Raw genomic sequence first — 13,434 nt, forward strand, 5'->3', positions numbered from 1 at the left:
TTTTTCCGGGTTAATCGCGAGTGAGAGATTCGGTGGTCCGCGCCTGTCCGCCGACCCAGGTGGTGTGGACGGAAAGGTCTGGCTTCAGCAGCACGAGGTCCGCGCGATGGCCTGGGGCCACGCGGCCCCGGTGGCCGTGCACGCCGAGGAAGGCCGCGGGGTGGAGCGAGGCCATGCGCAGGGCTTCCTCCAGGGGAACGCCGAGCGCGTGGACGCAGTGGCGCACGGCGGCCGTGAGGTCGATGTCCGCGCCCGCGAGCGTGCCGTCCTCCGTTTCGAGCCGGCCATGGCGGCGCAGGATGGTGCGGCCTTGGAGGGTGAAGGAGGTGACGGGCGTGCCGACGGGGGGCATGGCGTCCGTGACGAGGAACACCTTGCCTGGGGGTTTGACCTTGAGGAGCAGGCGCAGGTTGTCCGCGTGCACGTGCACGCCGTCCGCGATGACGCCGCACCACGCGTCGTCGTGGGTGAGCGCGGCGACGATGGGACCGGGCTGGCGGTTCAGCACGGGGGGCATGGCGTTGAACAGGTGGGTGAAGCCGCGCACGCCTGTCGCCAGGGCCTGGGTGGTGCGCTCGCTGGTGGCGGCGGTGTGTCCCGCGCTGAGCACCACGCCGGAGGTGACGAGGCGGCGCAGGGTGGCGTCGTCCACGCATTCGGGGGCGAGCGTCATGAGCACGCGCCCGCCGTGCGCGGCGAAGCGGCGGGGCAGGGCGGTGAGGTAGTCGACGTCGCGGGGGGCGGGCGCGCGGATGAAGGAGGGCGCGTGGACGCCGGCGCGCTCGCGGCTGATGAAGGGGCCTTCCAGGTGGATGCCGAGCACGCCGCCGTCCGACTGCGCGGTGGCGGTGAGCGCGGCCTCGCAGGCTTCGCGCATGCGCGAGGGGTCGTCGGTGATGAAGGTGGGGAGCAGGGCGGTGGTGCCGCACGTCCGCATGGCGGAGGCGATGGCGAGCGCGGCCTCCACGGTGGGAGTGTCGTTGAAGAGCACGCCGCCCGCGCCGTTCACCTGGACGTCGATGAAGCCCGGGGCGAGGACGGTGTCCCCGGGCAACGTGTGCACGGTGGCGCTCGCTGGAACGCTGGACGTGGGCACGATGGCGCGGACGGTGTCGCCCTCGATGACGACGGCGTGCCCTTCGAGGCACATGTCCCCGGTGAAGACGCGCGCACCCTGGAGGACGGTGAGCGTTGGCATTACGCGGACTCCGTGGCCTTGCGGATGAGGAAGGCAATGGATCCGCGGCGTGGATCCCCGTTGGAGCCGTGCGTGTCTTGGAGGACGGTGAGCGTTTGCATTACGCGGACTCCGTGCCCTTGCGGACGAGGGAGGCAATGGGTTCGCGGCGTGGATCCCCGCTGGAGCCGTGCGTGTCTTGGAGGACGGTGAGCGTTGGCATTACGCGGACTCCGTGGCCTTGCGGACGAGGGAGGCGTGGCAGTCGAGGCGCGGTGCCTGCTGAAGCCGTGCGCGTCTTGGGGGCTGGAGGATGGGCATCACGCGGTCTCAGCGGCCTCGCGGACGAGGGCGCCGGGGGGCGGGGCCTCGCTGAAGCCGTGCGCGTCTTGGAGTCTGGAGGACGGGAGCATCACACGGTCTCCGTGACCTTGCGCAGGTGCGCGGGGACATCCGGATCCAGTCCGCGCGCCGTCGCGAGCTGGTGCACCGCGAAGTAGAAGCTCTGCACCTGGCACAGCGGCGCGAGCGACGCGGGCAGGTCTGGCAGCGTGGGCAGGACGTTCGCGCCCGGGACGGGCAGGGCGCTGTGCACGGCGGCGCCCAGCTCCACCATGCGCTGCACGACGGAGCGGGTCCCCTGCGCGGCGTTGTCCTCCTGCCCCAGCGCGAGCACGGGGAACCCCGGGCGCACCAGCCCGAGCGGACCGTGGAGGACCTCGGCGGTGCTGAAGGCCTCCGCGTGCAGGCGGCACGTCTCCTTGAGCTTGAGGGCCATCTCCAGCGCCGCGCCCAGGCCGCTGCCACGGCCGATGACATAGAGGCTGGTCGCGTCCTTCAACGACGTGAGCGCCGGCCACCAGTCGAGCCTGCCGGCGGCCTCCAGTGCGTCCGGCAGTCGCCGGGCGGCGTCATGGAGCTGCGCCGAGTCCGACCAGTGGGCGACGAGCTGGAGGAAGGCCAGGCCGGAGAGCAGATAGGACTTGGTGGCGGCGATGCTCTGCTCGGGGCCGGCGGACAGCGGGATGAGCACGTCGCACAGCGCGGCCAGCGGGGACGCCTCGTCGTTGATGAAGCCCAGCACGACAGCGCCACCCGAGCGGGCGGCCTCGGTCATGCGCAGGAGGTCTGGGCTGCGGCCAGACTGGGAGATGACGATGAAGAGCGCGTCGCGCAGGTCCAGGGCGCGGGTGTTGTAGACGGACGCGACGCTGGGGCCCAGGGAGGCGACGGCGCGGCCGAGCGTGGTCTCGATGAGGTACTTGCCGTAGACGGCCGCATGGTCGGAGCTGCCCCGGGCGCAGGTGACGACGAAGCGGGGCGGCGTGCGGCGCAGGCGAGCACCCAGGTAGGCGAAGGTGTCGCGGCAACGCGCAAGCTGTCGCCGGGCGGCGTCAGGTGCCTGGGCGGCCTCGCGCGCGAGCGCGGGGAGGGAGGGGGTCGTCTGGGTGGAGTCCACGCGAAGGGGATAACAGCCTCCGGGGATGGAAGGGAGACGAAGGCGCCGGGAGTGGTGCGCACGACATCGTGGCGGGCGCGCGTGGACGCAGGGCAGAGGCCGGGGGGCCGCGGCCTGGGTGCCGCACGACGGCGGAAGCAGGGGCGCTGGAGGAAGGACCTGCTGGCGGGCAGGGGAACGGGCGCGCGCTTCACGTGGGAGCCCGACGATCCGGGAGGTGTATCACCCAGGCTCACCACGCCGACGACAGGGACGCATCCCGTCCGGCCCGTGTGCCTTGACCCCTGCGCGTGTGGCGGAGGAGAGAGGAGCCCATGCTGAAGACCGCCCTGGGACGTTTCCGCGCCGTTGCCTTCTGGGAAGGACTGTCCTTCCTGGTCCTGCTGCTCATCGCCATGCCGCTGAAGTACGCCATGGGCATGCCCCAGGGCGTGCGCGCGGTGGGCATGGCGCACGGCCTGCTCTTCATGGCGTATCTGTACACGCTGATGATGGCGGCCATCGAGTACCGATGGGGCGTGAAGCGGATCGCCGTGGCCTTCGTGGCGTCGCTCGTGCCGGGCGGGACGTTCTGGCTGGACGTGAGGCTTCGCGGTGAGGCGCGCGCGCTGGAGGCGGCGAAGTCAGCGTAAGGGGTCCTTGATCAGGTCGACGGACGCCGGCAGGACGATGAGCAGCCCCGTCGCGAGCCAGGGCAGGCCGTTGAGCACGATGCCGATGATGGCGGGCACGAGGACCCGGAGAAGACGCCGGTCCCGCTCCCGCCTGAGCGCGAAGAGCCCGCAGCCGAGTCCCAGCAGGAAGCCGCTCGTCAGGGTGAGCAGCCCCACGAGCGAGCCCTGCTTGAAACCCCAGAAGTAGATCGCTCCCGACGTGAGGAACGCGGTGAGCCAGCTGCACTGGGCCAGGTATTCGCCAATGCTGCTGCGGTTGTCGGAGGGGTCGAGCCCCGCCGCGCGCAAGTGGTTCCCGCAGGTGCGGCAATGTCCCGGGTTGCTCCCGGGGGCGATGCAGGCCCGGCACATGAAGGCTCCACATCGCGAGCATGCTCGCGGTGCCGCCCTGGAATGGGTGGCACAGCGCGGCTCATCCTCGGCGCTGGAGGTCGGAGCGGAAGTCATACGCGCGGCATCATAGGGAGCTGGCATTGGATGCGCGGCTCCTTCTCCCATGCGTGACAACTGTCTGGCCTGGTGCTTGCTCGGAGCCCGCGCGGGGCGATTGACCCAGATGTCTGCCCGACGCAGGCTTGAGGTCATGGGACGTCATACCGACAAGGTTGGAGACGCCTTTCCCCGGGCGCCTTCACAGGAAGAATGGGAACGGATGGGGCAGGCGGAGCGGGCCCGGGTGGTGGAAGCGCTGCCGGGGGAAGTGACGTACGAAGAGATGGCGATGCCGGAGGGGGATCGCCACTCGAAGCCGAAGATGCGCGCGGTGGATGTCCTCGAGGGGTACTTCACGCGCCGGGGGCGCAAGGTCTACGTGGGCACGGAGTTGCCTGTCTATTACCCGGCGGAGCGGCGCTTCGCGCCGGACCTGTTGGTGGTCCTGGACGCGGAGTCTCATTCCCGAGACAAGTGGGTGGTCAGTCACGAAGGCCACGGACTCGACTGGGTGATGGAGGTGCACGTTGGCGGCGACCGGAAGAAGGACGCTGAATTCAACGTGAGCCGGTATGCCCGGCTGGGCATCCCTGAATACTTCATCTTCGATGGAGGACGGTTCACCCTGGAGGGCTACCGCTTGGCGACGCCCGACGCGCGTGTCTACACGCGCATGGAACCCCATCACGGCCGGTATGTCTCGGAAGTGCTGGGGCTGGAGCTTCAGGTGGAAGGAGAGCACCTGCGGTTCTGGGCGGGGAACGCGCCGCTGCTGGAGTTGAGGGAGCTCCTCAGCCGGCTGGAAGACCAGACGGTGGAGCTGCAACGCCGCGCCGAGGAGGAGGCACGGCGCCGTGAAGAGCTGGAGCGGCTGCTCGCGAAGGAGACGCAGCGCCGCGAGCTGGAGCTGCAAAGCCGCGAGGAGCTGGAGCGACGGCTCGCGGAGGCACAGGCCGAGCTCGTCCGTCTGCGAAACTCCCGAGGCTGAACCGGCGGCTCAGGCGAGGGTGAACGCCCTCGCCAGGGTCAGCACCTCCACCCGCACGGCCCCCGCTTCCCGCAGCGCGACGGCGGCGGCCCTCGCGGTGGAGCCGGTGGTGAACACATCATCCAGGAGCAACACCTCCTGCCCCTTCACCGCCCGCGCCGCCACGAAGGCCCCGGCCACGTTGCCCGCGCGCTCCGCTTCGCTCAACCCCACCTGCCTTCGCGTCTCCCGCGTGCGCTCCAGCCACCCGACCGGCGCCGCCCACCCGCTGGCCTTCGCCACCTCTCCCGCCAGCAGGGATGCCTGGTCATACCGCCGCTCCCGGAAGCGCCGCGCATGCAGTGGCAACGCCACCACGCACCGGGGCGCGGTCCTCAGGAAGCGGCGTGCCTCGTCCGCGAGCAGCGCCCCCAGCGGCGCGGCGAGGTCCGGCTGGTCCTCGTATTTAAACCTGTGAATGGCCCTCGCCACCGGGCCCTCGTGAGCGAACGGCGCCCAGGCCCGGCTGAAGGGGGGCGGCACCGTCCGGCACCGGGGACAGGTGTTTCCCGGAAACACGCCGGGCTCCGCGCAGGTCCGGCAACAGACCGGCGGTAGCCGCTCCAGCGCCGTGTCACACGTCTCGCAGAACACCGCGCCCACGCCCGGCAGCACCTTCGCGCAGGCCAGACACATGGGCGGGTAGAGCACATCCAGCAGGGCCTTCCACATCACCGGGACTCCCAAGGGCAGCGCATGCCTCGCGCCTCGTGCGAGTCCCGTGCCGCTCAGTCCGCCGAGCGGCCCCGCGTCTTGTACGTGAGCACCGGCGCCAGCGTCGCCACCACCCGCACCAGCCCCGCCTCCACCAGGTCCGTCACCACGCGGTCGATGGCCTTGTACGCTGGCGGCGCTTCCTCGAAGAGCAGGTCCCGGTCCTCGCAGACCACGTGACTCTTGAACGCCGTGCGCGTCAGGGACTCCGCCGTGAAGCGCTCCCGCAGCCGCTCCCGCGCCGCCGTGCGTGTCCACTTGCGGCCCGCGCCGTGCGCCAGGCTGTGCGCGCTCTGCTCGCCCGTGCCCACCGGCAACACCAGATAGCTCAGCGCGCCGCGGCTGCCGGGAATCACCACCGGCCCCTCATCCCACGGCGCCGCGCCCTTGCGGTGCAGCCACCCCACTCGGCCATTCGCGTGCCGCGCGGTGACGCTGTTGTGGCACACATCCAACACCCGCCGCCCCGTCGCCCCGATTCCCGCCAGCGTCCGTTGCGCCACCAGCGCCCGGTTCGCCCGGGCCCAGGCCACCGCGCCGTCGTGCCGCTCCAGGTACGCGCGGGCCTCGTCCGACTCCGCCCCCAGCCCCCCCGCCGCGTGCCGGTCCACGTGCGTGCGGAGGATGGCCTCCCCCAGCCCGCGCGAACCCGAGTGCACGAGCAACAGCAACCGCTCCTCCCTCAGGCCCAGCGCCTCGAAGACGCGCGTGTCGTGCACCGTCTCCACCCGCTGCACCTCCGCGAAGTGGTTGCCGCCGCCCACCGTGCCCAGCGCGGCCTCGAAGCCCGTGGCCTTCGCGCCATGCTCCGCGAGGACCGCGTCCGTGTCGCCTTCCCACGCGCCCTCCAGGTCCAGCTTCGCCGCCCACCGCTCCGCCTTCGCCTTGCGCACCGGCAGGTCCACGTCCCACAAACCCATGCCACAGCCGATGTCGCTGCCCACCAGGTAGGGATAGAGGAAGCCCTCGGATTCGAAGGCCGCGCCCACCGGGGCGCCCTTGCCGGGATGCAGGTCCGGCAGCCCCACCGCCAGCCGCATGCCGGGCAGTCGCGCCACGGCTTCCAACTGGCGCACCGCCTCTCCCTCCACCCAGGACTGGGGCGAGGCGATGATGCGCACGGTGGCTGCCGGCGCGACGGCCGTGGAGGTTTCAGAAGAAGGGGTGTTCATGGTGGCCGCTCGGACGCGGGCGCTTCTCGCGCCCTGACGTCCCGGCCGGCCGGGCTGCCCGGCTGCCTACTTGTGGTAGGGCTCGCCCTTGAGGAGGGTGAACGCGCGGTAGATCTGCTCGATGAGCACCGCCCTCGCCATCCGGTGGGGCAGCGTCATCTTCGACAGCGACAGCACTTGATGCGCCGCGGCGCGCACCGAGTCGTCCAGGCCTTCGTCCCCGCCGATGACGAAGAGCAGGTCCTTCGCGCCCGTCTGCGCCTTGCCGACGTAGCGGCTGAACTCCACCGAGTCCAGCAGCGTGCCGCGCTCGTCCAGCGCCACCAGCCAGTCCTGCGGCTTGCGCTTGCCCAGGATGGCGGTGGCCTCCGAGGACTTCGCGTCGCCCGCCTTGAGCTTGCGGCCCGACGCTTCCGTCAACTCCACCAGCTCGAAGCGCGTGTAGTGCTCGAGCCGCCGCGCGTACTCCTGCACGGCGGGCTCGAACAGCCCGGACCGGTCCTTGCCAATGGAGAGCAGACGGACCTTCACCGCTAGGCCGGCTTCTCCCGGGGCGCGTCCGCCCACAACCCGTCCAGGTCGTAGAAGGCGCGCACCTCGCCGTTGAACAGGTGGGCCACGACGTCGTCGTAATCCAGCAACACCCACTGGCCCGTCTCCAGGCCCTCGGTGCTGATGGGACGCAGCGGCGGCGCGTCCTGCTTGAGCTGCACCTGGACGTGCTCCGCCATGGCGCTCACCTGGCGGTCGCTCTCGCCGGAGGCGATGACGATGTAGTCCGCGTAGGACGTCATCCCGCGCATGTCGAGGATGACGACGTCCGAGGCCTTCTTGTCCAACAGCAGGTCGCCAATGCGGCGCGCCAGCGCGCGCGCCTTCGGATTGTCCGCGGGCTTGGGCGGCGCGGGCGGGGCCGCGGCGCGCGGGGCCTTCTTGCGCGCGGCGGCGGTCTTCTTGCGCGGCGGCGGGCGCAGGCTGGACTTCGCCTTCTTCGCCGCCGTCTTCTTCCGGGCCGGAGCCCGGGTGCCGCTCTTCGCCTTCGTCTTGGATGCGGGGGTCTTCTTCTTCGTGGCCATGTGGCGGATACCCTAGCGCACCCTTGGCAAGCTTCCAGCGCTCCTCTAATGGGTTCCGTCCATGAGCGACGCCCGCCTGGAGCAGTTCAAGAAGATGGTGGCCCAGTTCCCCGACGCCCCCATGGCCTGGTTCTCCCTGGGGAAGCTGCACCTGGAGCGCAAGGAGTACGACGGCGCCATCCAGAGTCTGGAGACCGCCGTCCGCCTGGACCCCCAGTACGCCGCCGCCCTCGTCTCCCTGGGGGACGCCTACGCGGGGGCCGGGCGCACCGACAAGGCGAAGGAGGTGCTCACCACCGCCCGGGACCACGCGCTCGCCCAGCAGCACCCCGGCCTGGCGGAGGAGATCGACGAGCGCATCGCCGACCTGGACTGACCGGGCGTCCGAGCCAGCGGCCCCCGTCCTCCCGTGACGCCTAGTCCTGGTCGCGCCAGGTGAAGCCCACGCCGAACACCTGGCGTGTGTAGCTCAGGTTGTTGCGGGGCAGGTGCGTGCTCCAGATGCCCCAGGACAGCTCCAGGTCCACCCGGGGGGAGACGGGCCGCGCCAGCTTCAGGGACAGCGAGTTCTGACCCTCGTCCTCCTCCACCAGGATGATCTCCGGCGACAGGAAGATGCCGTCCGGGTAGCGCGAGAGGCCCAGCGTGCCCTGCGCCAGCAGCGTCACTCGCCACGGCAGCCGCACGCCGGCGCTGCCGGTGAGCCGGTGGCGCAGCGCCGTTTCACCGAAGCTGTTGGAGCTGACCTCCTGGAAGGCATACGTGAGCGACAGCTTCACCGGCCCCCGGTACGTGTAGCCCGCGCCCGCCACCAGCGCGCCGTCCTGGCGCCGTCCGGGGGACTGGCTGACGCCAGGGAACGGCCGCGCCAGGAGGCTGTAGCGGCGCGAACCCCATTCACCGAACACGTTCAAGGCATGGCGCGGCGCCAGCCGGTAGCGGCCCAGCACCCCCACCTCTGGCCCGCCGAAGTCCGCTGTCTCGTCCGGGCGGTACACGAAGCGCCGCGCACCCACGCGCACCCGCAGCGCGAGCCGCACATCCGGGGCGTACTCGGCGAAGAGGCTGGTGCCCAGGTCCGAATACGCGCGGCTGCCGCCCCGCCGGTCCTTGGCGTGGCCCTCCGCGCCCACCCCCCACTCGGTGCCCAGCGCCAGCGAACCCTCCAGGGCGCCCGCCTGCACCAGCGTGTCCTCGTTGGAGTAGTCCAGGTACTTGCGCCCCCCCAGCTCATACCGGCCCACCACCTGCGCGCGCTCGCCGGTGCCCCGGCCCTCCGCCACGCCCAGCACGCTCAGGGCCAGGTCCGCGCCGGGGGCGGGCGTGACGCCGTCGGTGAAGTCCCGGGGGGCGTTGGTGTCCACGAGCAACCGGCCGGTGCCCCGGAGCGAGCCCTGCCACTCGGCCGCGAGCGCACCTCCGCCCCACAGGGTGGCGAGGGCGAGGAGGAGCGGAGGCAGGCGGCGGTCCAAGACGCGCGCACCATACTCCGGCCCGCTGGCACGCCCCATCCTCGCGAAGCCCGGGCGGCCGCCGTCCTCCCGGGGACAGCGGGACGCGCCCGCGGTCGGTGACGCCGCACCCGGCCGCCCGGTACATTGCGGCCATGTCTTCTGCGTCCTTCCTCGCGGTGGTGGCCGGCCTGGGGCTCGTCGCCTGCTCCCCCTCGTCCTTCACCACTGAGATCCAGGGCGAGGTGACGGTGCCCGCGAGCCCCACCGGCAAGCCCACGCTCCTCAACGCCTTTCCCGCCATCAGCAGCTTCTCGTCGCTGGACTTCAACGAGAACCAGGACTTCAAGAACCGGGACGTCACCAAGGACGAGGTGTCGCGCGTGCAGGTGCGCTCGCTCAAGCTCAAGGTGCTCAGCCCCAACGACCAGGGCTTCGACTTCCTGGACTCGCTGGAGGCCGTGGCCCGCGCGGGCAACTCCGAGTCGCGCTTCGCGGCGCGCGACGGCATCGCCGCGCTGGAGCTGAGCCCGCCCAACCCCACGCTGTCGCTGAAGACGGACGGGAGCGTGGACCTGAGGCCCTACGTCGCCGCGCCCTCCATGGCCATCCTCCTGCGGGGCACCGGACGCCTGCCGGAGCGCGAGGTGCGCCTGCAGGCCACGGTGGTGCTGGAGGTCGAGGGCGGCCTGCTGTAGCGCCCGGGCGCGCGCGGCCGGTCAGTGCGTCAGCGTCTTGGCCCGCTGCTCCAGCGCCCCCGCGCGGCCATCCAGCTCGCGCGCCAGGGATTCCAGCCGCGTGGCCTCCTGCTCCAGGGAGGAGAGGTCCTCGGGGCCGCCCGCGGCCAGCGCCTGGGCGCGCACCGGATCCACCTGGGGCCGCCGGTCGCTGGCGGTGACGGACGCCGTCCCCATGCCGCCCGGCCGGGTGGGGTCACCGCCGGTGGTGGTCTCTCCTCCGCTGTTGGGGCCGCCCGCCAGGGGCGGCGCGTTGTAATCCGCTTCGCCCGCGCTGACCCACGGCATCCGGGTGCCGCCGCTGCGCTGCGTGGGCGCCACCTGGAGGCCCTGGTCGCCGGTGGTGCGCAGGCGCAGGCGCCGGTCCTGGTCGTCGAACATGGACTCCTCGCCCAGGAAGTCGTTCATGCGCCGGTCCAGGTCGCGCTCCTCGCGCACCTCCGTGATGCGCGCCTTCAAGGCCTGGAGCCGCTGGCGCACCTTGTCCTGCGTGTCGCGCAGCGCGTCCGCCTGCGCGAGCAGGTCCTCTGGATCATCCCCGCGGGTCGCGCCCTCCAGCGCCGGCACCTGCGAAGCGGGCAGCGCGGCGCGCACGGCCTCCCGCTCGCCGCGCACGGACCGCATCTGCTCCAGCAGCCGCGCCCGCTCTCCCCGGTCCGTCGTCGCGTCCCAGGCCGCGCGCAGCCGCGTCAGCTCCTGGGAGAGCGCGCCGTGCAGCGCCAGGTGCGCGCGCTCCACCTCGCCCTCCGCGCCGGACACCGACTGCGCCAACCCGGTCAGCTCCCCGCTCAGCTCCTGCGAACGGCGCAGCGCGCCTTCCAGCTCCCCACCCGGCGTGAGCTTTCCCTGGCGCTGGGCCTTGAGGGCTTCGATGCGCGCGGCCAGCCCGTTGAGCTCGTCGCGCAGGCCCTGCTGCCGGTTGCGCAGGGTGCGCACCTCGCTTCGCGCCGCCTGGGCGTTCGCGCGAGCCTGCTCCAGCCCCGTCGTCGCCCCAGCGGGAGCGCCCACGAGCAGACACAGGAGAACGGGCAGGGCACGCAGCATCATCGAAGGAACACCGTCAGCAAGGCGGATGCCAGCCCCATCCTCCTACCTTGTTCCCGGGCCCGCCGGAAAGCGTCCTGGTTCCGGGGATCTGGCCGCGGCCGGGTGGGAAGGGGTAGGCAGGCGAGGCGGTGGAAAATCATGGGGCTGGGGCGGGGGTGACGGATTTCCGAGGCGACAGGGGGGCCCTCAGCCCTCCTCGGGGCGCTCCCCCCGGGGCAGGAAGCCGTACTTCTCCAGCTTGTAGTACAGCGCGGAGGTCTTGATGCCCAGGAGCCGGGCCGTCTCCGTCTTCACGCCGCCCGCCTTCTCGTAGGCGCGGGCGATGAGCTGGCGCTCCAGGTCCTCCAGGATTTCAGGCAGGGGACGGTCCCCCTGGGGCACCGGCAGCCCCGCGTCCATGCGGGGCGTCTGGCCGGACAGGTGCGAAGGGAGGTCCGCGGGGGTGAGCGTCTCGCCCTCGGCGAAGACGAGCGCCTGCTCCATCACGTTCTCCAGCTCGCGCACGTTGCCGGGCCACGCGTGGCGGGTGAGCGCGTGCAGGGTGGCGTCGTCGATGCCGGTGACGCGCCGGTTGACCCGGGGCGCGTGCTTGGCGACGAAGTGGCGCGCGAGCGCGGGCAGGTCCTCGGGCCGCTCGCGCAGGGGCGGCAGGGTGAGCGGGACGATGTGCAGCCGGTAGTACAGGTCCTCGCGGAAGCGGCCCGCCTTCACCTCCGCCTGGAGGTCGCGGTGGGTGGCGCTCACCACGCGCACGTCCACCTTGAGCGTCTCCTCGCCGCCCACGCGCTGCAGCTCCTTCTCCTGGAGCACGCGCAGGAGCTTCGTCTGCACGGAGGCGGGAATCTCTCCAATCTCATCCAGGAAGAGGGTGCCGCCGTCGGCCAGCTCGAAGCGGCCCAGCTTGCGCTTCACGGCGCCGGTGAAGGAGCCGCGCTCGTGGCCGAACAGCTCGCTCTCCAGCAGCGTCTCCGCCAGGGCCGCGCAGTGCACGACGACGAAGGGGCCGTCCTTGCGCGGGGAGCGCTGGTGGAGCATCCGGGCGACCAGCTCCTTGCCGGTGCCGCTCTCGCCGCGCACGAGCACGGTGGCGTCGCTCGCCGCCACCTTGCGCACCTGCGCGAGCAGCTTCTGCATGGGCTCGCTGTCGCCCACGAGGTCGCGGTGGATGAGGGCGGCATCGGCGTCGTGCGCGTCGGTGCGGGCGGTGAGGCGCTCCACCTGGCGGCGCGTGGCGGACAGCTCCAGACCCTTGTCCACCTTGGCGCGCAGCACCTCCGGGGGGAACGGCTTGGTGATGAAGTCGTACGCGCCTTCCTGCATGGCCTGCACGGCCGTCTCGATGGTGCCGAAGGCCGTCACCACCATCACCACCGCGCCCGCGTCCGCCTGCTTGAGGGCGCGGGTGACGGCGATGCCGTCCATGCCGTCCATCTTCAGGTCGGTGACGACCAGGTCGAAGGGGCTCTTCTTGTACGCGGCGAGCCCGTCCGCCCCGCTCCTCACCGCGGCCACCGTGTGGCCAGAGCGGGTGAGGGTGACGGTCATGCCCTCGCGGAGGGTGTCGTGGTCGTCGATGACGAGGATTCGGGCCATGCGCCTGCTCGAAAGAAGGGGGTGGGGCGTCGCCGGTGCGCTCCGGCAGGAGGGCACACCTGGGGCGGCACCCTACACCGGACCGGCGGGGGCGCACGTCCGGCCCCGTGAAAGGGCTGGTGTCCCGGGCGGGCCGGTGGCTATCCAGGCGCATGCCCCATGCTCCTGCTTCCCTCGTCGAACTGCTCGCGCGCCACGTCCCCCAGGACGACAAGGAGCGCGAGGACCTGGCGCGCATGCGCCACTTCGCCACGTCGCTGGGGGAGCCCTTCTCCCGCGCCCAGCCCGGGGCGCACTTCACCGGCAGCGCGGTGGTGGTGGACGCGTCCGGCCAGTGGGTGGCGATGCTGCACCACGCGAAGCTCAAGCGCTGGTTGCAGCCGGGCGGACACGCGGAAGGCGTCGACGGCGGCGACATGGAGGCCACCGCGCTGCGCGAGGCCCGCGAGGAGACCGGCTGCCGCGTGCACCCGCACCCCACCGCCCCGCGCCCGCTGGACGTGGACGTGCACACGATTCCCGCGCGCAAGGACGAGCCCGAGCACCACCACCTGGACGTGCGCTACCTCGTGGTGGCGGAGGACCCCGACGCGCTCGCGCATGACCCCGCGGAGTCGTCCGGCATCCAGTGGCTGGGCTGGGACGAAGCGCTGGCCCGCGCGGACGAAGCGCCGCTGCGCCGCATGCTGCTCAAGGCGCGCGGGGTCCTCCAGAAGGGGGCCTGAGCCGCTCCCGTTGGATGGTGGGCCAATGCGGCCCGCACCTGTCCCGGGGGATACTTTCTGGAGGGCAGGAGCGCTTTGGATTTGGAACAGATCCCCGTTTCGAATCACGTTTTTTCGCGGAAGGCCTGGATGAAACACAGACACCCGTTC

At 71.8% G+C, this 13,434-nt stretch carries 15 protein-coding genes; 5 read left to right on the top strand and 10 right to left on the bottom strand.

What is annotated here, in order from left to right; genetic code table 11:
• Positions 1 to 10: 10 nt before the first annotated feature.
• A complete protein-coding gene (nagA, locus tag FOF48_RS00980) occupies positions 11 to 1,198 on the bottom strand; it encodes an N-acetylglucosamine-6-phosphate deacetylase (protein ID WP_143897827.1) in 1,188 nt (395 codons plus the stop codon).
• A gap of 391 nt (positions 1,199 to 1,589) precedes the next feature.
• Positions 1,590 to 2,636, bottom strand: a complete 1,047-nt coding sequence (locus FOF48_RS00985; protein ID WP_143897829.1) for an SIS domain-containing protein — start codon at positions 2,634 to 2,636, stop codon at positions 1,590 to 1,592.
• Between the two features lie 314 nt (positions 2,637 to 2,950).
• On the opposite strand from FOF48_RS00985, the gene FOF48_RS00990 reads away from it, so the two are divergent.
• A complete protein-coding gene (locus FOF48_RS00990) occupies positions 2,951 to 3,268 on the top strand; it encodes a DUF3817 domain-containing protein (RefSeq protein ID WP_143897831.1) in 318 nt (105 codons plus the stop codon).
• On the opposite strand, the gene FOF48_RS00995 is transcribed toward FOF48_RS00990, so the two are convergent.
• Positions 3,260 to 3,661, bottom strand: coding sequence for a hypothetical protein (locus tag FOF48_RS00995; protein WP_143897833.1), 402 nt, complete (start codon positions 3,659 to 3,661; stop codon positions 3,260 to 3,262). The two genes, FOF48_RS00990 and FOF48_RS00995, sit on opposite strands and share 9 nt — an antisense overlap.
• Positions 3,662 to 3,893: 232 nt before the next feature.
• Between FOF48_RS00995 and FOF48_RS01000 the strand changes: the two genes are divergently transcribed.
• Positions 3,894 to 4,730, top strand: a complete 837-nt coding sequence (locus tag FOF48_RS01000) for a Uma2 family endonuclease (RefSeq protein ID WP_143897835.1) — start codon at positions 3,894 to 3,896, stop codon at positions 4,728 to 4,730.
• Between the two features lie 9 nt (positions 4,731 to 4,739).
• On the opposite strand, the gene FOF48_RS36235 is transcribed toward FOF48_RS01000, so the two are convergent.
• The 4 genes from FOF48_RS36235 to rsfS form a co-directional block, all read right to left on the bottom strand.
• Positions 4,740 to 5,441: a ComF family protein gene (locus FOF48_RS36235; protein ID WP_186001715.1), complete on the bottom strand. Its 702-nt coding sequence runs from the start codon at positions 5,439 to 5,441 to the stop codon at positions 4,740 to 4,742.
• Positions 5,442 to 5,497: 56 nt separating this feature from the next.
• Positions 5,498 to 6,655, bottom strand: coding sequence for an RNA ligase RtcB family protein (locus FOF48_RS01015; protein ID WP_143897837.1), 1,158 nt, complete (start codon positions 6,653 to 6,655; stop codon positions 5,498 to 5,500).
• Between the two features lie 66 nt (positions 6,656 to 6,721).
• Positions 6,722 to 7,186 carry a 23S rRNA (pseudouridine(1915)-N(3))-methyltransferase RlmH gene (locus FOF48_RS01020; protein ID WP_143897839.1) on the bottom strand — a complete coding sequence of 155 codons (465 nt, stop codon included), beginning with the start codon at positions 7,184 to 7,186 and terminating at the stop codon, positions 6,722 to 6,724.
• A gap of 2 nt (positions 7,187 to 7,188) precedes the next feature.
• On the bottom strand, positions 7,189 to 7,731 hold the full coding sequence (gene rsfS / locus FOF48_RS36240; protein WP_186001716.1) for a ribosome silencing factor: 543 nt from the start codon (positions 7,729 to 7,731) through the stop codon (positions 7,189 to 7,191).
• A 61-nt stretch (positions 7,732 to 7,792) separates the two neighbouring features.
• Between rsfS and FOF48_RS01035 the strand changes: the two genes are divergently transcribed.
• Positions 7,793 to 8,107: a tetratricopeptide repeat protein gene (locus FOF48_RS01035; RefSeq protein ID WP_143897841.1), complete on the top strand. Its 315-nt coding sequence runs from the start codon at positions 7,793 to 7,795 to the stop codon at positions 8,105 to 8,107.
• Positions 8,108 to 8,147: 40 nt separating this feature from the next.
• Here FOF48_RS01035 and FOF48_RS01040 read toward each other — a convergent pair whose 3' ends face one another.
• Positions 8,148 to 9,242 (bottom strand): hypothetical protein, encoded by a 1,095-nt coding sequence (locus FOF48_RS01040; protein WP_370456536.1) that lies wholly within the window; start codon positions 9,240 to 9,242, stop codon positions 8,148 to 8,150.
• Positions 9,243 to 9,337: 95 nt separating this feature from the next.
• On the opposite strand from FOF48_RS01040, the gene FOF48_RS01045 reads away from it, so the two are divergent.
• Positions 9,338 to 9,880: a hypothetical protein gene (locus tag FOF48_RS01045; RefSeq protein ID WP_186001717.1), complete on the top strand. Its 543-nt coding sequence runs from the start codon at positions 9,338 to 9,340 to the stop codon at positions 9,878 to 9,880.
• 21 nt (positions 9,881 to 9,901) lie between these two features.
• Here the strand turns inward: FOF48_RS01045 and FOF48_RS01050 are convergent, their stop codons facing one another.
• Positions 9,902 to 10,966, bottom strand: a complete 1,065-nt coding sequence (locus tag FOF48_RS01050) for a TetR family transcriptional regulator (protein ID WP_143897847.1) — start codon at positions 10,964 to 10,966, stop codon at positions 9,902 to 9,904.
• A 186-nt stretch (positions 10,967 to 11,152) separates the two neighbouring features.
• Positions 11,153 to 12,559 (bottom strand): sigma-54 dependent transcriptional regulator, encoded by a 1,407-nt coding sequence (locus tag FOF48_RS01055; RefSeq protein ID WP_143897849.1) that lies wholly within the window; start codon positions 12,557 to 12,559, stop codon positions 11,153 to 11,155.
• A 152-nt stretch (positions 12,560 to 12,711) separates the two neighbouring features.
• Between FOF48_RS01055 and FOF48_RS01060 the strand changes: the two genes are divergently transcribed.
• Positions 12,712 to 13,284 carry an NUDIX hydrolase gene (locus tag FOF48_RS01060; protein WP_143897851.1) on the top strand — a complete coding sequence of 191 codons (573 nt, stop codon included), beginning with the start codon at positions 12,712 to 12,714 and terminating at the stop codon, positions 13,282 to 13,284.
• The last annotated feature ends 150 nt before the right edge of the window (positions 13,285 to 13,434 follow it).

It is taken from the genome of Corallococcus sp. Z5C101001, assembly GCF_007352635.1.
Taxonomy (GTDB): Bacteria; Myxococcota; Myxococcia; order Myxococcales; family Myxococcaceae; genus Corallococcus; species Corallococcus silvisoli.